General features: G+C 70.9%; 17 protein-coding genes. 8 read left to right on the top strand and 9 right to left on the bottom strand.

Annotated features, from left to right (window positions below):
• Positions 1–15: 15 nt before the first annotated feature.
• The 5 genes from V1634_RS22970 to V1634_RS22950 all read right to left on the bottom strand — a co-directional run bounded on the left by V1634_RS22970 (position 16) and on the right by V1634_RS22950 (position 6,745).
• A complete protein-coding gene (locus V1634_RS22970; protein WP_331209945.1) occupies positions 16–3,285 on the bottom strand; it encodes an AAA domain-containing protein in 3,270 nt (1,089 codons plus the stop codon).
• An 11-nt stretch (positions 3,286–3,296) separates the two neighbouring features.
• Positions 3,297–4,742, bottom strand: a complete 1,446-nt coding sequence (locus V1634_RS22965) for a TIGR02710 family CRISPR-associated CARF protein (RefSeq protein ID WP_331209944.1) — start codon at positions 4,740–4,742, stop codon at positions 3,297–3,299.
• A gap of 332 nt (positions 4,743–5,074) precedes the next feature.
• A complete protein-coding gene (locus V1634_RS22960; protein ID WP_331209943.1) occupies positions 5,075–5,776 on the bottom strand; it encodes a hypothetical protein in 702 nt (233 codons plus the stop codon).
• Complete coding sequence (locus tag V1634_RS22955; RefSeq protein WP_331209942.1) at positions 5,769–6,101, bottom strand: hypothetical protein; 333 nt, start codon at positions 6,099–6,101, stop codon at positions 5,769–5,771. The genes V1634_RS22960 and V1634_RS22955 overlap by 8 nt, the downstream gene beginning before the upstream one ends.
• Positions 6,098–6,745 carry a hypothetical protein gene (locus V1634_RS22950; RefSeq protein ID WP_331209941.1) on the bottom strand — a complete coding sequence of 216 codons (648 nt, stop codon included), beginning with the start codon at positions 6,743–6,745 and terminating at the stop codon, positions 6,098–6,100. Before V1634_RS22950 ends, V1634_RS22955 begins: the two co-directional genes overlap by 4 nt.
• Positions 6,746–6,820: 75 nt before the next feature.
• Between V1634_RS22950 and V1634_RS22945 the strand changes: the two genes are divergently transcribed.
• Entirely contained in the window at positions 6,821–7,222 is a 402-nt protein-coding gene (locus V1634_RS22945; protein WP_331209940.1) for a YbaB/EbfC family nucleoid-associated protein, read from the top strand.
• A gap of 59 nt (positions 7,223–7,281) precedes the next feature.
• On the opposite strand, the gene V1634_RS22940 is transcribed toward V1634_RS22945, so the two are convergent.
• A complete protein-coding gene (locus tag V1634_RS22940) occupies positions 7,282–7,464 on the bottom strand; it encodes a hypothetical protein (RefSeq protein ID WP_331209939.1) in 183 nt (60 codons plus the stop codon).
• A gap of 344 nt (positions 7,465–7,808) precedes the next feature.
• Here V1634_RS22940 and V1634_RS22935 point away from each other — a divergent pair, with 344 nt between their 5' ends.
• A complete protein-coding gene (locus V1634_RS22935; protein WP_331209938.1) occupies positions 7,809–10,013 on the top strand; it encodes an alpha/beta hydrolase in 2,205 nt (734 codons plus the stop codon).
• A gap of 54 nt (positions 10,014–10,067) precedes the next feature.
• Here the strand turns inward: V1634_RS22935 and V1634_RS22930 are convergent, their stop codons facing one another.
• Positions 10,068–10,451: a winged helix-turn-helix transcriptional regulator gene (locus V1634_RS22930; protein WP_331209937.1), complete on the bottom strand. Its 384-nt coding sequence runs from the start codon at positions 10,449–10,451 to the stop codon at positions 10,068–10,070.
• Positions 10,452–10,511: 60 nt separating this feature from the next.
• On the opposite strand from V1634_RS22930, the gene V1634_RS22925 reads away from it, so the two are divergent.
• From V1634_RS22925 to V1634_RS22915, 3 genes are all read left to right on the top strand, one after another.
• On the top strand, positions 10,512–11,315 hold the full coding sequence (locus V1634_RS22925; RefSeq protein WP_331209936.1) for an MBL fold metallo-hydrolase: 804 nt from the start codon (positions 10,512–10,514) through the stop codon (positions 11,313–11,315).
• 160 nt (positions 11,316–11,475) lie between these two features.
• The gene (locus tag V1634_RS22920; RefSeq protein ID WP_331209935.1) at positions 11,476–12,216 is read left to right on the top strand and encodes a hypothetical protein; all 741 of its coding nucleotides are present in this window, start codon (positions 11,476–11,478) and stop codon (positions 12,214–12,216) included.
• A gap of 249 nt (positions 12,217–12,465) precedes the next feature.
• Positions 12,466–13,212, top strand: a complete 747-nt coding sequence (locus V1634_RS22915) for a phosphotransferase family protein (RefSeq protein ID WP_331209934.1) — start codon at positions 12,466–12,468, stop codon at positions 13,210–13,212.
• Between the two features lie 347 nt (positions 13,213–13,559).
• Here V1634_RS22915 and V1634_RS22910 read toward each other — a convergent pair whose 3' ends face one another.
• Both V1634_RS22910 and V1634_RS22905 read right to left on the bottom strand, forming a co-directional pair.
• Positions 13,560–14,042, bottom strand: a complete 483-nt coding sequence (locus V1634_RS22910; protein ID WP_331209933.1) for a class I SAM-dependent methyltransferase — start codon at positions 14,040–14,042, stop codon at positions 13,560–13,562.
• Between the two features lie 306 nt (positions 14,043–14,348).
• The gene (locus tag V1634_RS22905; protein WP_331209932.1) at positions 14,349–14,936 is read right to left on the bottom strand and encodes a MarR family winged helix-turn-helix transcriptional regulator; all 588 of its coding nucleotides are present in this window, start codon (positions 14,934–14,936) and stop codon (positions 14,349–14,351) included.
• 144 nt (positions 14,937–15,080) lie between these two features.
• Here V1634_RS22905 and V1634_RS22900 point away from each other — a divergent pair, with 144 nt between their 5' ends.
• From V1634_RS22900 to V1634_RS22890, 3 genes are all read left to right on the top strand, one after another.
• The gene (locus V1634_RS22900) at positions 15,081–17,177 is read left to right on the top strand and encodes an MMPL family transporter (RefSeq protein WP_331209931.1); all 2,097 of its coding nucleotides are present in this window, start codon (positions 15,081–15,083) and stop codon (positions 17,175–17,177) included.
• Positions 17,178–17,373: 196 nt separating this feature from the next.
• Complete coding sequence (locus V1634_RS22895) at positions 17,374–18,765, top strand: cellulase family glycosylhydrolase (protein WP_407951833.1); 1,392 nt, start codon at positions 17,374–17,376, stop codon at positions 18,763–18,765.
• A 31-nt stretch (positions 18,766–18,796) separates the two neighbouring features.
• Entirely contained in the window at positions 18,797–19,195 is a 399-nt protein-coding gene (locus V1634_RS22890) for a hypothetical protein (RefSeq protein ID WP_331209929.1), read from the top strand.
• Positions 19,196–19,284: the final 89 nt, after the last annotated feature.

Below are 19,284 nucleotides of genomic sequence, written 5' to 3'. Positions count from 1 at the left end.
CGACACCCTGCACGGTCACCCGACGCCCTTCGCGATCTCCATGTCGGGCCGCTTCTCGAGCAACTCGAACAGGTTGCGGTAGAACTCCTCCGCCTCCGGTACGCCGTTCAGCCCGCGCAGCGTCGGGGCGTGCCCGACCAGCACCAGTCCCCGGCGGGCCCGGGTGCAGGCGACGTTGAGCCGGCGGATGTCCTGCAACCACCGGCCGTACCGGGTCGACGGGGTCCCCCGGCCGACGAAGGCCCGGCAGAACGACAGGAAGACGAGGTCGCTCTCCTGACCCTGGATCTTGTCGATCGCGTCGACCACCTGGAAGTCGAGGGCCCGGAAGTCGTCGAACGCCGGCCCGCCGAGCCGAGCCCTGATCTCGGCGGCCTGCCGCCGGTAGAAGGTCAGCACGCTGACCGTCACCCGGTCGCCGCCCGACCGTCGCAGCCGCGCCTCCCAGGAGCGGCACATCCGGACCACCAGGTCCGCCTCGAGTTCGTTGACGAAGCCGTTGCCGACGGTGCGCTCCTTCGCCCGGCCGCCGTAGACCGAGGTGTCCACCAGTACCACCGGGGTGTTGGTGCCGCCGTACCGCAGCGGTGTCACGTCGGGCCGGTCGGGTGTCAGGTAGTCACCGCCGTACACCGGGACGGAGACCAGCGACGCGATCGGCTCGATCATCCGGCGCTGCACGCGCAGCCGTTGCCGCAACGCCGCCGGCACACCGGCGCCCGAGACCTCGAAGAGGCTGCGCACCAGGTGGTCGCGCATCGCCCTCAGCAGGGTACGTTCGGCGTCCGCGCCGTCGGAGCCCAGCCGGCGCCAAGCAGCCTCGAAGGTGCGCCGGTACACCTTCTGCCAGGTGCCCGACTCCCGCAGCCGCTCTGCGGTCGCCAGTACGGTGTCGGTGCGGAACTGGTGCAGTTCCTCGTCCTCGGTCCAGATCGCGGCCAGCTGGCCGATCGCGGCCGGCAGGTCGGCGGCGGCGCCCCGGCCGACCATGTGCAACGCGGCGAGCGCGTGCAGGTGGTGCTCGTCGGTCGGCTCCACGTACGGCGGGAGCTGGTGCTCGTCGCCGACCAGTACCCAGCGGCGGGCCCGGACCGCCCCGATCAGGAACTCGCTGTCCACCACCCGGCTCGCCTCGTCCACGATCAACGTGTCGAAGTCGGCGTCGCCGAGATCCCGGTTCACCCCGGTGGTCGTGCAGCAGATCAGGTTCGCCGACCGGCGCAGGTCGGCGTCGACCTGTTCGGCCAGCGACTCCGGGGAGCCGCCGACCAGCCCGGAGAGCGCGAACCAGCGCTGCTCCAGGTGGATCCGCTGCTCGCGTCGGGTCAGCTCGGCGTCGAACCGGTCCCGCCACCGCCGTACCTCCGGTTCGGGCCGGCCGACCGGGTCCTGGTCGGTCAGCATCCGTACCCGGTCTCCGGTGCGCTCGGCCTCGGCACGGGCCGCCTCGGTCTCGGCCTGCCGGCGCTGCACCTCGGCGCCGTGCCGCCGCTCCCCGACGACCCGCGCCGCCTCCAGGGCGGCGGCGCGGGTCCGGGCCGCCTCCCGGCGCTCGGACCAGGCCCGCCGGTCGTGGTCGAGCCGGCGACGCTCCGCCTCGCTCGCCCGGTAGGCGTCGCCCAGTCGCGCCACGTCGTCCGGCGACTCGAAGAAGACCAGGATCCGGGACCAGAACCGCCGGCTCAGCGGCACCGCCGCGAGTTGCGCGTGCAGCGCCTCGGTCCGGGCCGCCACCGGGGGCAGCGCCGCCGCGAGCCAGTCCAGCGCCCCGGCCGCCTCGACCTCCCCGGCCCGGCTGCCGGCCAGGTCGGCCGAGAGTCGTTCCCGCCAGGCGCGGCGATCGTGCTCCGCCGACCGCAGTTTCTCCGCCGTCGCCCGACGCCGGGCGTCGGCGGCCAGGAAGGCGTCCACCGCGTCGCGCCGGTCCCGCAGCCGGTCGGCCTCGGCCCGCCAACGCCCGGCCTGCGAGGTCGCCGGCCGGCGGGCCTGCCGCAGGTACGTCCGGCTGACCTCCTTCGGCAGGTACCGGCGGAGTTCCTTCGCGACCCGGGACTCGTCCCAGGAGATCCGCAGCGCCAGGATTCCCGGCTGGTCGGCGAGCCGGCGCAGCACCTCGTCGACGGCCACGTGCATCGGGGCGAGCAGCAGCACCCGTTCGCCCCGATGGACGAGCTGGCGCACCACTTCGGTGATCACCGTGGTCTTGCCGGTGCCGGGCGGCCCCTGCACGTGGTACGCGTGCGGGGCGTGGACGGCGCCGCTCACCGCGGCCCGCTGTTCCGGGTTGAGCCGGTCGTCGAAGTATGCCGGCAGTGCCGGCAACTCCACCGCCGGCAGCCGCCCCGGGGCGCAGAGCAGCAGCGCGAGCTGTTCCCAGTCGCCCTCGACCTGCTCGTCGAGGAACCGGCCCAGCGCCGCGCTGTGCCTGCCGAGCGCGAAGCGGCCCTGCTGCTCCAACCGCACCGGCGTCTCCGGCGCGATCGGCGTACCGGGTGCGGCCAGGGCGAGCATCCGGTCGTCGCCGTCCAGGTCGACCGAGAGCAGCCGCAGCTCCGCCTTCGTCTCCGGGGCTTGCACCGTCACCGTACGCCCCTCGGCGAAGGTGGCCGGCGCGTCGAGCCGGAGCCAGAGCACCGGCTGCTCCGCCAGCCGACCCTCGCCGACCACGGTCGCGCTGCCGCGTACCGTCCCCTCCTGGGTGCTCCGCTGCTCCAGCAGCTCCAGCATCTGGAGCAGCGGCTGGTAGCGGCGGCGGACCCGGGCGTGCAGGTCGCCCCGGGGCCGGGACGGCATCGTGCTCCGGTGCAGCTCGCGTCCTGCCGAGTCACGTAGCGACCGTCGTCGTTGGACGATCCGCAGCCCTTCGGCGAACGTCTCCAGCAGCCCCGGGAGGTAGCAGTACTCCTCGTCCCAGACCGGCACCAGGCGGATCTGTCCGGGACGGACCGTCTCGGTGCGACCCAGCCCGCGCGCCGGTTTCACCGAGGTGACATACGCCTGCGGCACCCCGCTGTCCCGCGCGCCGCGCGACTGGGCGTAGACCTCGAACCGGGTACCGGTCAGCCGGTAGTAAGGGCCGTCCCTCCCGGTCAGCTCCTCGACCAGCAGACCCCCGGCGAGATCCGCCCGGACCTCTTCGAGGTCGTGCTCGGCGAGCCAGCGGGCCCGTTGCGCGTACGACAGGCACACCTCGGTCCGCTCCGCCTCGCTCGGCGCGAACAGCTCGGGTTCGGTCGCCCGGCAGTACTCGTCGGCCCACGACCCGGGAACGCGTAGCCACTCCATCCTGGCCGCCGTCACCGGTCGTCGCGAAGGAACCGGAGTCCCACGCAGAGTTCGTCGACGTCGTTCCCGTCACCGTGCAACGCCCAGTACGCCGTCAGCAGCCCGGACGCCTCCGCCCGGAGCGACTCGGTGTGCTCGGCCGCGATCGGCTCGGTGCCGTGGGCCAGCACCGACTTGTTCCGGGCCCAGGTCCGGTCACGCAGCTCGCGCAGCCGTTCCGGGTCGACCAGCCCGGTACGCCGGGCCAGCTCGTCGTCGAGCGAGGCGAGCAGGATGGCGGCGGCGAACAGGGTCAGCTTGTTGGGCGGCCCGGAGGAGGCGGGCGGGGTGAGCGAGCGGGACACCTCGGCGAATCCGGCCCGGACGGCGGCAGGATCGCCGAGCCGGGACCAGTCGCAGTCGTCCGGGTCGAATCCCGGGGCGCGGTGCCGCAGCCGGGTGGTCAGGCAGGCCTCGACGGTCCGGTAGAACAGCAGCGCCGCGAAGTCGTGCCGGCCGAGCTGCTGGTAGTGCAGCCCGAGCACGTAGAAGCAGACCACGAAGGCGGTGGCGTCGCCGTCCGCCAGCCGGCGGGCGAAGGAGAGCTGCCGGTCGATCGTCGCCGAGGTGTCGGGCCGGAGGTGCCGGCGGCCCTGCCGCAGGCTCTGCTCCACCCCGGCGACCGCCGCCGGCAGCGCGGCCAGGTCGAGATCGCACCAGGTCCGGTACAGCTCGGCGAGGGCACGCATCAGCCGGGCCCGGCCGGGTACCGCGATCCGTTCGGCGATCTCGTCGTAGCGGCGGCGTGCCGCCTCGAACGCGCCGGACCGGAACATCTCCAGGGCCCGGGCGAGTTCCTGCTCGCCGAAGAGCGCGGTCGGATTGTCCAGGGAGATGAGCCGGACCTCGCCGTGCCGGAGCTGCCGGGTCACCGGGTCGAACTGGTTCTCGATGTAGGTCAGCCCGAGGTTGAGCTGCCAGGCGGCCAGCGCCGCGGCGGCACTCATCACCTTACGACCGCCGGTGATGTCGATGACGGCGTGTCGCCCGTCCCGTCCGGCCAGCTCGCGGGCGATCTGCTGGTACATGTCGAGCGGGTCGCTGGCGTCCACCGGTACGTGCCGGAAGTCCTGGTGCCGCAGCTTGTCCGGGCCGACCAGCCGCTGGCCGATCAGGTCCACACTGTCCGGTGCGTCCCGGGAGGTGATCACGACGAGCCGGCTCGGTCGGAGCAACTCGTAGGTGAGCACCGTCGGGGTGGCCGCGAAGCCGCAGAGGCTGATCAGCACCTCGACCTTGCGCCGGGGCAGGTCGCTGGCGGCCCTGGCCCGGACGACCGCGTCGGCGAGCAGGTGGTCGAGATAGTACGCGGTGGCCTGGAGCGCTGGGCTGCCGTCGGCGTACCGCTGCTCGCCGCGTTCGATCCGGCGCATCGTCTCGACCCGTTCGGCGAAGGAGCCCGCTTCGTCAGACGGCATGCCTGACCCTATCGAATCGGGGCCTCCTAATGCTCGACCTAACCGGACGGACTCATTCCGACCGTTATCCCAGAACCACCTCAGGGGGGTCAGAAACGTGACAGGGTAGGCGCTCCGGGATCGGGTGCCTCCAAGGTCCGAATCATGTGCGCACCAGGGAAGGGCAAGTGCCACATGCGCGGATCCTTGTGGAGTTCGACGGCCTGCCGGAGAGGACGATTCGCCCTGGCGCGGATGTCCCGCGGACTGTCAACTGATCTGGGCGAACTCGGCGAGGTCGAGCCGCTATCGTTGCCTGTCGAGCCGGACGGGCCGAGCGGGATGCGACGGGATCAGTCGAAGAGGTTGTTGCGCTCCTCGCGTAGCGGACCCATCTCCTCGTCCGGGGTACCTGTCAGGTTGCCGCCGACCTCGATCAGGTAGAGCGCCAGCCACATGACGCCCTTGGCTGCTTGCTCGAACACCCAGCCGAACCCGTCGCCGAGCGCGCCGGTGATGCCCAGGGTGGCGAGGTACGTCGTGTTGAAGACGGCCCGGAGTGCCGCCCAGATCATGTTGAGTCGTCCCGACTGTCCCCGTCCGCCTGATCGGATGATCGCCACGATCGTTACGACGACCGCGACGACCGCGACGACGGCGGCGCAGGCCGCGAGGGCCTTTCCGATCCAGCGGAGGATCGCGGCGATCGCGTAGAGGAGCATCGCGATGAGCGCGAGCAGCGCTCCGACCACGAAGAGGATGATCGCGGCAATCCACTTGAGCACCGTCAGCACCACGTCGAGGGCGTTCGCGGCGGCACTGCCGGCCTGCCCGCCCCACGCCATGTCGCTACGGAGCTGCGTCAGGTCGCCGTGGACGCGCAGGGCCCCCTCGGCAACCGAGCGATGCTGCTCGGCGGCGGATCGCAGTGCCTCGAAGTCAGCGTCGGCCTGACGTAGGGGTTCGAGAATGTCAGGCAGCCTCTGGCCGTACAAGCCTTCAATCCGGCGGACGTCCGACATGTCGATGCCGTACTTCTCGGCCACGCTAGTCATGTGTCTCTCCCGGCAGGTTGCGTGGCATCCGGTCAGCGCCGCGGAGATCTGCCTGCTCGTATCCGGCCGCTGCCGCCAGGATGTTGTCGCTGAACCGGGAGAGATTTTGTCCGACCAGCGAGAGACCGTCGACGAAGGCCGAATTTCCGTCGTTCCAGACCGTGGCTGCCCGCTGTCCGACGGGGAGTTCCGGGAACTGGCTTGGGTCCGGCACCGCGCCGCCGTCGCTGAGGCCGCGGGACAGGACGTCGACCCGTCCCGCCAGCTCTGCCAGCCTGGACGCAATGCTGCGCAGATGATCCGGGTCGGTCGATATGTCGCTCATGAGGTCTCCTCGATTTGGGGAAACTGCTCGGTCGGGTAGAGATCGGGAAATCGGCCGCCGGATGTCGAACGTATGAGCCGCACCAGCGCCTCCGGTGGCTGCTCAAAGCGGTCGAGGGGTACGTCGAGAGTCCAGCGGGACGGGTTGACCAGGCGTTGCACGAGATGTGTTACGGGGGAGGCTCGAACGGTCGCGTCGGTCGGGCCGGGCTGTCCGGATACCCGCCTCGCGAAGATCAACCGACGCGACCGGCGCGGTCGGGCCGTGACGACGACGTGGTCCAGCTCTGTCCAGGCGACGGAGCCGGCGACGGCGCCGGACCAGTGCGCCCCGGCGTCGTCGAGTACCAAGGTGAAGTCCCTGAGCAGTGCGGCCTGGCGCCGGACGTACCTGCCGAGGAACATCAGCGGCGCGGCGACGCAGATCCCCCGGCCGGCCCAGAGGAACAGACCGGTGGCGAACCGTAGGTCGTCCCCGGAGGCCCACCGGATGCCGAGCAGTACGACGGCGACGATCGCCACGCCGGTCGCGGCGGCCAGCAGCGCGGCGCCCGCGAATTCCGTACCTCGGCCGAGCGCCGAGCGGGACGCTCCACCGGCAGGGCGAGTTTTGATCGTCGATCGTGCCTCGGGCGATACATCCATTCGCGGCCTCCGATCGAACTGGCATCGACGGTATGGTGAGGCATCGCTGGGTGGTCGAGAGGTGGACCCATGGTAATGAGCGGCGAGCCCGGTCGGGACCCCGTCGCCGATTCGGTGCTGGCTGCCCTAGACCGGGTCAGCGGCCATGGGCAATCGGAGGATGGACTGGTGCGGGTTGCCATCGACGGTGGCGGGATCCCCAGCGAACTCACCATCGACGCCGAGGCGATGAGGCAGGCTCCTGCGGCGCTGAGCGCGTCGATCCTGGAGGCGCTGCGCCACGCGCACGAGGATCTGGGCGTTCAGGTGGGACAGGAGCTTGCCAGGGCCGCCGATGCTGGTGACCCTGCCGGTACTCCGTCCACTGCGGCCGATGCCGCCCGCGCCGCCGACGATCTCGACCGGATGGCCCAGGACATGTCCGGGGAGTTCGAAACGGTGCGCCGGCGCCTCTTCGACGCTGTCGACCGCAGGTAGGAGACGAAGTCCCCCACCCATCGCCGGAGGTCGAGTCGTAGCGTCAGGCGTGGGGTGAGTCACCAGTGGCCCCGGTTGGGCGTACCCCGGGGGGCGGTGCGGGTCGACGAACCACAGCGGGCGTGGCGGGTCTGCCACCGGTGCAGTTCGGTGCGGAGCCGGTCCGCCTCGGTCCGGGCCGCTGACTCGGCCCGGCGGAGCCGGGCGATCTCGGCGGCGAGTCGGCGCAGGTAGCCGTACACCTGATCGCGGTCGAGGCCGCGCCGGCGCGCATCGAAAGCTGGATGCCAGCAGTGGAGCCTGCGTAGCCGAGTTCCTGGCGCGCGGGGTGGGACGCGCGTCGCGACCGACCGGCCGCCATCAATTGACGTAGTCGAATGCGTTGAGTATGTTATCGCTCACACCAACCGGGTGAGCGGTGCTCAGAACGGCCCACGACATGCCGTGGCGCCTGGGCAACCATGCAAAGCATGGCGTTTGTCGCAGCCGACCTGCCCGGCCCGGAAGCCGGCATGCCCGCTCCGCTGGGCCACGAGCACGAAGCCGACCTCGGGTTGCCGCCCATCACAGCGCGAGGAGTTGAGGGATGGCAGGCACATTCCAGCAGTGGTGGCGGACCCGCCGCGCCGGTGTACGCCGCTGCCTGGCAGTGTTCGGCACCCTCGTCCTAGGGGCGACGGGCATGCTGACCGGAGCCCCGCCGGTGGCGGCGGCGACCCCGTGGCTCACCGTGTCCGACGGATTCGCGTCGTTCCGGGTTCCGGCAGCCGATCTCGAAAGCGCGTTCGGCACGGTGTCGAGCGTCGTCGTCGAAGCGGACTTCGGTCCGTCCTTCGCCATCGCGGACCTGGGCCTCGGACGTTCCGGAGACGCCTGGACCTCGGTGATCGGCCCGCTGCGGCCGGGCCTGTACCACTACCGGATCCGGGCCGACGGGACGAAGCTCCTCAAGGACCAGACCAACGCCACCACGGTCACCTCCGACCCGACCTGGAGCACGTTCCTCGTCCCGGGTGACTCCGCGAGCCTGCTCGCGGACGTGCCCGCCGGTCAGGGCGGTACCCTCGGCACCGTCAGCTACCCGGCCGGGCCGCGGCGGACGCGGTCCGCCACCGTGTGGACCCCACCCGGCTACGACGCGCACCGGAGGCACCCGTACCCGGTGCTCTACCTCTACCAGGGCGCGGACGGCAGCCGTACCGACTGGCTCGACCTCGGACGCGCCAAGCAGATCCTCGACAACCTCGCCGTGCGGCGGCGGATCGAACCCATGGTGGTCGTGCTGGGTGACGGCAACGCCCCCGACTTCCGCCAGGAGCTGCGCGCCCTCGCGCGGACGGTCCGGCGCGGGTACAACATCGCCGACGACCCCGCGCACCGGGCACTCGCGGGCGCGTCGGCCGGCGGAACCCAGGTGCTGCGCTCCGCCCTCACCCACCCCGGGGAGTTCGGCTACGTCGGCTCGTTCGCCGGCCCGCTGACCGACGAACACCTCCGGATCGACGGCCGGGCCGTCAACGCCGGAACCCGGCTGTTGCGCCTGTACACCGGGAACATGACCGACCCCGCCTACAACCCGACCTACCGGACCCTGCACACGCTCGACCGGTCCCGGGTCCGGCACGACTTCGACGGGGTGAACCCGGACGACGGCCACACCTGGAACGCCTGGCGGGAGAATCTGGCGGACTTCCTGCCGCGGTTGTTCCGGCCGGCCCACGACCACCGACCGAGCGTCGGCCACCTGCCGTTGAGCCGGGAGTTCGCGACGCCGGCTCCGGGCACCACGCCGACGCCGTGGCTCACTCAGGACGCCAACGGAGACACCTTCGTCACCGTCGAGACGGGCAGCGAGTTCGCGAGCGCGGGCCGGGTGACCCTCTGGGGCAACTGGGCGCCGGGTGGAAGCTGGGTCAATGTCCCGCTCACCCGTACCGGTGACCGGTGGCGGGGGACCGTGGGTCCGCTCAAGCCCTGGTTCTACTACTACAAGTTCATCGTCGACCTGGTGTCGAAGAAGGACACCACGAACCCGACGCACATCACCTCGGAACCGACCTGGAGCACGTTCCTCGCCCCCGGACGGGCCGCCCGTCCACTGACCGATGTCCCGGCAGGTCGGGGCGGCACGCTCGCGACCCTGACCTACCCCAGCACCGTGGTCTCGGCCGAACGCACCGCGTACGTGTGGACGCCGCCCGGCTACGACCCCGCACGCGCGGAGCCGTATCCGGTGCTGTACCTCCAACACGGCGGCGGCCAGAACTACACCGACTGGGTGGAGATGGGCCGCGCCAAGCAGATTCTCGACCAGGGCTTCCGCGACCGGAAGCTTGTGCCGATGGTGGTGGTGATGGGCAACGGCAACGTGCCGGACTTCGGGAAGGAGTTGCTGGAGAACATCGCCCCAGCGGCCCGGGCCGCGTACCACATCTCGCACGAACCGGCGCAACAGGCGCTCGCCGGCCTGTCGATGGGTGGGTTCCAGGCTCTCGACATCCTCAAGACGCATCCCGGTGAGTTCGCGTACATCGGCACGTTCTCCGCCGGGGTGTTCAACGCCACGGGCTTCGACGTCGCGGCGGTCAACAACGGCACGAAGCTGCTGCGGATGTACAGCGGCAACGAGACGGACTTCGTCTATCCCATCGTGTTGTCCACGATGGCGACCTTCGACACCCTCGGAATCCGGTACGAATTCGCCGGGGTGACGCCAGGCCCGCACGGCTGGGACGCGTGGCAGAAGAACCTCATCGACTTCGCGCCGCGGCTGTTCCGCGACGGTGCCTGACGGGGAGTTGACGGGTGACCTTGGTCGCGCCGGCAACGCTTGGTTCTGCGGTGCTCAACGTTCACCCTCATCCAGGAAAGCCGAGCCCCATTCCCACATTGCTTGCAGCACCGGGGCGAGCGCACGTCCGCGGTCGGTGAGGGCGTAGCGCACCCGCGGGGGCCAACCGGGCGTCCGCCGTCGCTCGAGAACAGCCGCCTCGGTCAACTGCGCCAGCCGATCCGCGAGGGTCTTGTCCGAGAGTTTCGGAAGGGCCTGGGCGAGCTCGCTGAAGCTGCGATCACCGTGTAGGAACTCGCGGATCACCAGGGCGGTCCACCGGCCACGCAAGACCGCCAAGGTGGCATCCACCGGGCGCGACGGGTGCGGTTCAACCACACGACCCGAGCAGGCGTCCATCAGCCCCGTCGCCGCATAGCCAACCGTTTGGTGAGCCACGAATCCGCCTCCTAGCCTCGCTGCGTACGCCGAACGGCAACATCGTCAGTCGGGAGCATCATGCGTATCCATCATCTCAACTGCGGCTCGTTGCGGGAGATCACACCAACCGGCGGAGGACAGCGGCCACTGCCCGGGGTGTGCCACTGCCTGCTCGTGGAGACTGACACCGACGGGCTGGTCCTGGTGGAAACCGGCTTCGGCCTGGGCGACATCGAGGCGCCGGAGAGGTCACTGGGCGAGGAATTCCTTGGCTGGGCCCGGCCTGCGCTCGACCCGGACGAGCCGGCGGTCCGGCAGATCGCCAGACTGGGCTTCGCCCCGGAGGACGTACGCCACGTCATCCTCACCCACCTGCACCGCGACCACACTGGTGGCCTACCCGACTTCCCGCAGGCCACCGTGCATGTCCATGAGGACGAGTACGAAGCGGCGATGACCGGTGGACGGTACCCGCACCAGGCGCATTGGGCACACCACCCGAACTGGGCCAGGTACAGCTTCGCCGAGGGCGAGCGGTGGTTCGGTTTCGACCAGGTACGCCAGCCGGTCGGGCTGCCCTCCGACATCCTGCTGGTCCCGTTGGTCGGACACACACCGGGCCACATCGCCGTCGCGGTCAGAGACGACGACCGTTGGCTGCTGCACGCCGGCGATGCCTACTACCACCACGGCGAGCTTGCACCCGAGGCCGGACCGGTACCACCCTTCCTGGCCTCCCTGCAGTCCAGCATAGAAACCGACCCGGCACAGCGGCTGGGCAACCTTGAGCGGCTGCGTTCCCTCGCCCGCGACCACGTGACGGAAGTGGCGATCGTGTCGGCACACGATCCGTGGGAGTTCCGCCGACACGGCAACCGGTGACCTGCTACGGCATCTGGATTGCTTCTGTCGCCGTCAGCGCGTGGCGGCCGGCAGATGACCGTCACCGGCGGTGACGGCGTCGACCTCAGGTCGGGCGGATGCGAGAGGCCCCGGCCGCTCATGCCGTTGGCCGGTTGCGGTCGTGCAGCACAATCCGGGCATGCTCTGGTGGCGACAGACGGACTGCCCGGTGCGGCCGGTCGAGCGGGAGTGGATCGAGCGATCAATGGACTGGTTCGTGGCCCAGTTCGGCACGGACCGGCTGCACGCGGAGGTGGTCCTGCCCACCGACGACCACTTCCCCGGTGTGTACCGCGGCACCCGGGAGGACATTCAGGCGGTCCTGGGGCGGCTGTGCACCCACATGGAGATCGACTCCGCGCGAGTTGACCTGGAACACGACGAGGTCGACGACAACCCCGAACTGTCGGCACATATCCCGATCCACCTGGCCCGGACGGGCGCGGCTGGGCATCACCGCGTCCGGGGCGGCCGATCGGTCATCGGGATCCGCGACGATCAGGCGGCCCACCCCGTGGCGCTGGTGGCGACCCTCGCGCACGAGTTGGGTCACGTCCTGCTCCTGGCGGATGGCCGGATCTCCGCCGAGCAGCAGGACCACGAGCCACTGACCGACTTGTTGACCATCTTCTTCGGCCTTGGCATCTTCAGCGCCAACGCCGCGTTCGAGTACTCGCGAGAGGTTCGCGGCGCCTATGGCTACACCCAGACCAGCCGGCTCGGATATCTGACCGAACCGATGTACGGCTACGGGTTGGCCCGATACGCGTGGCTACGCGGCGAGCGGGATCCGAAATGGGCGCGATACCTCGACACCAATCCACGGACGTTTCTCAAACGCGGCCTTCGATACCTGGCCGACACGGAACGAGTAAGCTGACTTCCGCATCCACACCCACCTCGTTCCCGGCTACCACCGCAAGAGTTGGCTGCCCGCCGTCGCCTTCGGCGACCTGGTGCACTGCCTCACCCGGGACGGCGCCCAACTCGAACCACGCTGAAGAAGCACGGAACCGGCGGCGTCGTCAGCCGAGGACCAGACAGTCCGCTCCGGCATCCCGGTGCGCCGTGACGCACTTTGATTCGTACGCGATAAATCCGGGGCGGCGTGGATGATCATTTCGTGATAATGGCCGACGTGGAAGAAGTTCAGGTCGTCGTCGCCCATGACGAGCGGGCGACGCTGCGTGTCGGTGATGTGTTCCTGAAGATCGACGCTGATCAGACGCGCATCGACGTCGAGGTCGAGGCGATGGCGTTGGCGCCGGTCCCGACTCCGCAGGTCCGGTGGCGTCAGCCGCCCGTACTCGCGCTGGCCGCCGTCCCGGGCACGGCACTGGGGTGCCTCGGTGAGCCGTCGCCCGCGTCGTCGGCGGCGTGGGTCTCGGCGGGTGCGGCCGTGCGGACGCTGCACGACGCGCCCCTGCCGCCATGGCCCGGTCGGCGCCTCGACGAACTCGCGTCGCGCCTCGACGGCGAATGCGAATGGCTCCTCACGAACGGTGTCCTTCCCGCGGACGTGGTCACCCGTAACCGCCAGGTTGCCGACGCCGCGCTGCGGCCGTGGAAACCGGTGTTCGTGCACGGCGACCTTCAGATCACCCACGTGTTCGTCGACGGTGACACGATCACCGGAGTGATCGACTGGTCCGAGGCGGCCCAGGGCGATGCCCTGTACGACCTCGCCGTGCTGACGCTCGGACACGAGGAGCACCTTGCCGACGTGGTCGCCGGTTACGGCACCGACGTCGACCTCGACGTGATCCGGGGGTGGTGGTCGTGGCGGAGCCTGGTGGCGGCCCGCTGGCTGGTCGAGCACGGCTTCGACCCGTCCCTGCCCGGCTGTGAGTTCGACGTGTTGAGAGCCCGGATGTGAGGCTGCACGAACCCGACGGCCACGAGCGGTGATCTGGCAGCCGAGGGAACACCGTGCGCACATGGCCAATGACGGTAGGCGGGTGCCCGACCACCTGCTGATCAAGATTGAGCAGGGCGAGCGGTCGACCGCCTCACCAGCACTCTCCGGGCGAGAGCCCGGTGAGACCGCCGGCTGCCGCCGCCGAGTCACCACGACGGAGCCGGGTCGGCCGAGCTGGGCGGCACCGCGCTTCAGCGGATCCCGCCAACCCACCAGGGCTGGCCGGAGCCGTTGTCCAGGCCCGCCGCGAGTCGGCGCGGTCCCGACACACCATCCGTAGCTTGCCGCGAGGACCTTCCGGGCGCTCAGGGCGTCGGCCGGGCGGTGACGCAGGTGAGTACCCGGCCCTGCCTGCGGACCTCGATCGACCTGGTGGTGGCGAAGCCGTGGGACCGGAGCAGTCGCTCGGTCGCGCTGACGTTCGCCGTGGCGTGCACGGAGGTGGGTCGTTCGCCGAAGACGTAGAGCCGCCCTCCCGGGGCGAGCAGGTTCCGTACCCGATCGATCTGCTGGGTCGCCGCGCCGAGCCAGAACAGGTTGACGTTCACCGCGAAGATCTTGCTGAAGTATCGCGTTGGCAGGTCGACCGACTCGAAGTCGGCACGCCGGATCTCCGCCGTGCCCGAGTCGAGGTGGCGCGCGTTGCGTTCGGCCGCGAGCCGGGCCATCGCCGCCATCCGATCGATCGCGACGATCCGCCCGCTGCGGAGCCGGCTGGCGACGAGGGAGACGGCCACGCCGCGACCGCAGCCGATCTCCAACAGGCGATCGTGGGGTAGCACGGCCATCGTCCTGACCGCCCAACGCTGCCGGTAGGCCGCCGCCGGGACCTCGGGCAATGCGTCCGGCGGCGGGACGGCGTCGCCAGCGACGAGGTCCTGGTCGCGGGTTGGCAGGAGACAGCTCACCACGTCACTCGCCGAACCGTGTGCTCACACACCTGATCCCACCCCTCCCGATCGTCGGACGCACCGTGTGCTCGGTCACCGGCAAGCAGAGCCGAGCATCCTCGGGGACATCGCTGACGGACTGATACCCCATGTCGACGGCTTCACGACTTCCAGCGTCTGCACCGGGGCTCGTCCTCGCCCCGGTCACGTCACGCGCTCCTGCGGTGGCGTCTCGGAACCGGTCCCCGAGGCATCCTTCGGGCGACGTGCCCGGGTGCGGGGTGCCGTCGGCGCTTCGGCCCGCAACTCGTCCCGGTGCTCTCGGGCGCTCTCCACCATGGCGGTCAGGAAGCGCTGCACGATCTCGAGTTCCCCGTCGTCGAAGCCGCGCATCACCGCTGCGGTACGCCGGGCGAGCGGGGCGAAGAAGTCCCGGGCGACGGCGGCGCCCGGCTCGGCGTACCGGAGGAAGATCTTGCGGCGGTCGGCGGTGTCGCGGTCCCGGTAGACGTGGCCGGCCGCTTCGAGGCGGTCGACCACCCCGGTCACCGAGCCGGAGGAGAAGTTGAGCTCGGCACGCAGGTCGCCGGGGGTTAGCGGCCGGCCGGCGAGTTCGGCCTCCATCACCACCAGCAGTGCGTGCAGGTCGGCGTGGCCCAGTGCGTTGCGGGCGGCGAAGGATTCCCCGATGTGCTGGGCGTGCGCGACGTAGAGGCGCAGTTGGCTCACGATCGAGCTGATCAGCCGGGCGCGGGGCTCGTCGGGCCGCTGGAAGACGCTGTCGGCCAACACCTGCCCCCTCTCCGGCCGCCGACACTATACCGCCGGGCGATCAGCTCGCCGACCAAGTATCTCGGCAGCCGAGATAATTCTATGGCAAGATGCTTTCCTGGCGAGATTACCGGTCGGGAGGGCCTCGTGGGCGGCGGAGAGCGGTTGACCAGCACAATCCTGAGGACCATCACCGGCCGGTTGGGTGCCTGGCTCGTCCTGCCCGTGGCGGTGCTCGCCTCGGCCGTCCTGATCGGCCTCGGCGGCAGCGCCACCACCGACGACGATCCGGCCGGCGGGCTACCCGCCGACGCCGAGTCCGCGCGGGTCGAGGCGCTGCGGGACCGGTTGCCCAGCGGCCAGCTCAACCCCGCCCTCGTCGTCTACGCCCGCGACGACGCCGCGCTGACCGAGGCGGATCGGCAGGCTGTCGCGACCCAGTCGGCCCGGTTCGCGGCAATCGCCGAGGGCGGCCGGGTGGGACCGCCGGTCACGGCCCCGGACGGGCGGGCGGCGCTGGTCGCCGTACCGCTGGCCGCGGAACGGCCGGTCGACGAGACCATCGACCGGGTCACCGAGGTACGCGCCATCGCCGCCGACGGGCTGCCGGCCGGGCTCACCGCGCAGGTCACCGGCGGAGCCGGGTTCCAGGCCGACATCGCCTCCTCCTTCTCCGGGGCGAACGTCACACTGCTGGCGATCACCGTGCTGGTGGTGGCGGCGCTGCTGCTCGTCACGTACCGCAGCCCGTGGCTCTGGCTCGTCCCGCTCGGCGCCGTCGGCCTGGCCGACCTGGTGACCAACTCCGTCCTCGCGCTGCTCAGCCGCGAAGCCGGGCTGCGGCTGGACCCGTCCACGATCGGCATCGTCGACGTCCTCGTCTTCGGCGCCGGCACCAACTACGCGCTGCTGCTCATCGCCCGCTACCGGGAGGAACTGCGCCGGCACGACGACCGGCGCGAGGCGATGCGCCGGAGTCTGCGCTCGGCCGGGCCGGCCATCGCCGCCAGCGCGACGACGGTGGTGCTGAGCCTGCTCACCCTGCTCGCCGCGCCGCTGACCACCAACCGCAGCCTCGGGGTGGCCGGCGCGATCGGCATCTCCGTCGCCGCCCTCTTCGGCCTGGTCGTGCTGCCCGCCGCCCTGGTCGTCTGCGGCCGCGGGCTCTTCTGGCCGTTCGTGCCGCGCCCCGGGCAGCCGGTACGGCAGCAGGGGATCTGGGCCCGCGCCGGCTCCCTGGTCGCCCGCCGGCCCCGGACGATCACCGCCCTCTCGCTGGTCTTCCTCGCCGTCCTGGCGGCCGGCATCGCGGACGCGCGGCTCGGGCTCAGCCGGTCCGAGCAGTTCCGGGTCCAGGCCGAGTCGATCGAGGCGCTGGAGACCCTGAGCCGGCACTTCCCGGCCGGTGCCGCCGACCCGACAGTGGTGGTCGCCCGGGCCGACCGGCAGGCGGAGGTGCTGGCCGCCGTCACCGGCACTCCGGGGGTGGTGCAGGCCCGCCCGGCCGAACAGGGGGACGGCCTGGTCGCCGTCGACGTCGTACTCGCCGCCGAGCCGGACAGCCGGGCGAGCTACGACACGATCGAGGCGCTGCGTACGGCGGTGCACGCCGTACCGGACGCCGACGCGCTGGTGGGCGGGGCGGTCGCGGCGAACCTGGACACCCGTACGGCGTCGATCGACAGCCTGCGTACTGTCGTACCGCTCGTCATCGGCGTGGTTTCGGTGATCCTGGTACTGCTGCTGCGGGCGCTCGTCGCGCCGCTCGTGCTGGTCGGCACGGTCGTGGCGACGTACTTCGCGGCGCTGGGCATCGGCAATCTGCTCTTCGTGCACGTGCTCGACTACGCGGCGCTGGACACCGAGGTCCCGCTGCTGTCCTTCCTCTTCCTGGTCGCCCTCGGGGTGGACTACAACATCTTCCTCTCCACCCGGGCCCGCGAGGAGGCGGTGGAACAGGGAACCCGCCGGGGTGTGCTGACCGCGCTCGCGGCCACCGGCGGCGTGATCACCAGCGCCGGGATCCTGCTCGCCGCGGTATTCGCGGTGCTGGGCGTACTGCCCCTGGTCACCCTCACCGAGATCGGCATCATCGTCGGGGTGGGCGTACTGCTGGACACGCTGCTGGTGCGTACCCTGCTCGTCCCGGCGATCGCGACGCTGTTCGGGGAGCGGTTCTGGTGGCCGGGCCGGCCGCACCGGGGCGGCCCGGCGGAACTGGCCCGGCCGGACCCGGACGGGTCGAGACAGCCGGTGGGTTGACCCGGACGGACGTGCCCGGCGGTGGTGGCGGCCGAAGCCGGTGGCGTCCCTGTCGCGTCCTGCCGCGTCCTGCCGGTCCTGTTGCGGGCACAGTTAGTTCTCCTTATAGTTCGACAGAAGTTGATGGCTCGACGTGTGCCGGTCGGGCCGCCCGCCGTCGAGTGCCGGAGGAATCGTGAGGCGTACCCGCAGATTGCTGCTGCTGGCCGGGCTCGTCGCGGCGGTCGCGGCCGCACCCGCGACGGTGGTCGCCCAGGCGGCGGCGACCCCGGCCGCCGCGACCCCGACCGCCTCGTTCGGCAAGGTCTCCGACTGGGGCTCGGGCTGGGAGGGCCGCTACACCATCACCAACGGCGGCAGCACCGCGCTCAGCGCCTGGCAGGTGCAGTTCGACCTGCCCGCCGGGACGACGGTCGGCTCACACTGGAACGCCACGCTGACCAGCAGCGGCCAGCGGCACACCTTCGGCAACCTCTCCTGGAACGGCCGGATCGCCCCCGGCGCCTCGGTGACCTTCGGCTTCATCGGATCGGGCCCCGGCGCCCCCAACGGCTGCCAGCTCAACGGCCAGCCCTGCGGCGGCGGGACCGGCCCCACCCCGACACCGACGGTGAGCCCGACCGGCGTCCCGACGGTCCCGCCCGGCGGGCGCACCCCGGTGGCGGCGAACGGGCAGCTCCGGGTCTGCGGGCGGCAGCTCTGCAACGCCGCCGGCAAGGCGATCCAGCTGCGCGGGATGAGCACGCACGGCATCCAGTGGTACGCCGACTGCGCCACCCCGGCGTCGCTGGACGTACTGGCCCGGGAGTGGCAGGCCGACGTGCTCCGGATCTCGATGTACATCCAGGAGGGCGGCTACGAGACCGACCCGCGTCGCTTCACCGACATGGTGCACGACTACATCGAACTGGCCACCGCCCGGGGCATGTACGCCATCGTGGACTGGCACATGCTCACCCCCGGCGACCCCAACCACAACCTGGAGCGGGCGCGTACCTTCTTCGCCGAGATCGCCGACCGGCACCGGGCGAAGAACAATGTGATCTACGAGATCGCGAACGAGCCGAACGGGGACGGGGTGACCTGGAGCACCATCAAGAGCTACGCCGACCAGATCATCCCGGTGATCCGTACCCGGGACGCCGACGCGGTGGTGCTGGTCGGCACCCCCGACTGGTCGTCGCTGGGCGCCTCCGGCAGCGGCGGCGGTGCGGACGTCATCGCCGCCAACCCGGTCAGCGCCGGGAACGTGATGTACGTCTTCCACTTCTACGCCGCCTCGCACGACGACTACTACCTGGACACGGTGAGCCGGGCTGCGGACCTGCTGCCGCTCTTCGTCACCGAGTTCGGCACCCAGGACTACTCCGGCGACGGCCCGAACGACTTCGTGATGGCCCAGCGCTACCTGGACCTCTTCGCCAGCCGGAAGATCAGTTGGGTGAACTGGAACTTCTCCGACGACTTCCGCTCCGGCGCGGTCTTCACCGAAGGCACCTGTGCGGCCGGCCAGTTCGGCGGCACCGCCCGGCTGAAGGAGGCGGGCGTCTGGATCCGCAGCCGGATCAACACTCCGGACGACTTCTGACGTGGTCGCCCGCATCGACTACGGTGTCGGTGTGGCCGAGCAGAGGCGTGAGCCGACCGAGGCGGACGGCCCGCTGTTCCGGGCGGCGTACGAGCGGGCGGGTGAGATCGACGACGCGTCGGACTCCGGCGGGCGCCGCCGGGGGTGGGGCGGCTTCCTCCGGGCCGCCGCGGTAGCGCTGGCCGAGGGATTTCTCCGGGAGACCTTCGTCTGGGGCGCGGTTCTCTTCTCTCTGCTGGCCGCCGTGTTCGGGGCGACCGGCGGGGACGTCGCCTGGATGGTTCCGATGATCGGTTCCGGGGTCGCCGGTGTCGTGCTGGTGTTCTGGTCGATCGCCCGGCACTGGTCGTTCGGCCGCCAGTGGCTTGTCCTGCTGAGCGTCGTCGCTGTCCAGATCGTCCTGATCGTGACGTTCTGGCGGACCCACTGACGCCTGCCGGCGAACTCCGGTGACGGGTTGTAGCGCCGCGAGCCCGGTGGCACAATCCACGATGGTCAATCGCGGGGCGGGTGTGGCAC

The organism is Plantactinospora veratri, from assembly GCF_036421995.1.
Taxonomy (GTDB): Bacteria; Actinomycetota; Actinomycetes; order Mycobacteriales; family Micromonosporaceae; genus Plantactinospora; species Plantactinospora veratri.
The sequence above is the reverse complement of the archived record's forward strand: the minus strand, read 5'-3'. Positions and strand labels throughout refer to the sequence as shown.

Excerpts from the sequence above, each read along its gene's own strand:
- V1634_RS22970 (WP_331209945.1), bottom strand. The coding sequence starts at position 3,285 with ATGGAGTGGCTACGCGTTCCCGGGTCGTGGGCCGACGAGTACTGCCGG.
- V1634_RS22965 (WP_331209944.1), bottom strand. The coding sequence starts at position 4,742 with ATGCCGTCTGACGAAGCGGGCTCCTTCGCCGAACGGGTCGAGACGATG.
- V1634_RS22960 (WP_331209943.1), bottom strand. The coding sequence starts at position 5,776 with ATGACTAGCGTGGCCGAGAAGTACGGCATCGACATGTCGGACGTCCGC.
- V1634_RS22955 (WP_331209942.1), bottom strand. The coding sequence starts at position 6,101 with ATGAGCGACATATCGACCGACCCGGATCATCTGCGCAGCATTGCGTCC.
- V1634_RS22950 (WP_331209941.1), bottom strand. The coding sequence starts at position 6,745 with ATGGATGTATCGCCCGAGGCACGATCGACGATCAAAACTCGCCCTGCC.
- V1634_RS22945 (WP_331209940.1), top strand. The coding sequence starts at position 6,821 with ATGAGCGGCGAGCCCGGTCGGGACCCCGTCGCCGATTCGGTGCTGGCT.
- V1634_RS22935 (WP_331209938.1), top strand. The coding sequence starts at position 7,809 with ATGGCAGGCACATTCCAGCAGTGGTGGCGGACCCGCCGCGCCGGTGTA.
- V1634_RS22925 (WP_331209936.1), top strand. The coding sequence starts at position 10,512 with ATGCGTATCCATCATCTCAACTGCGGCTCGTTGCGGGAGATCACACCA.
- V1634_RS22920 (WP_331209935.1), top strand. The coding sequence starts at position 11,476 with ATGCTCTGGTGGCGACAGACGGACTGCCCGGTGCGGCCGGTCGAGCGG.
- V1634_RS22915 (WP_331209934.1), top strand. The coding sequence starts at position 12,466 with ATGGCCGACGTGGAAGAAGTTCAGGTCGTCGTCGCCCATGACGAGCGG.
- V1634_RS22910 (WP_331209933.1), bottom strand. The coding sequence starts at position 14,042 with ATGGCCGTGCTACCCCACGATCGCCTGTTGGAGATCGGCTGCGGTCGC.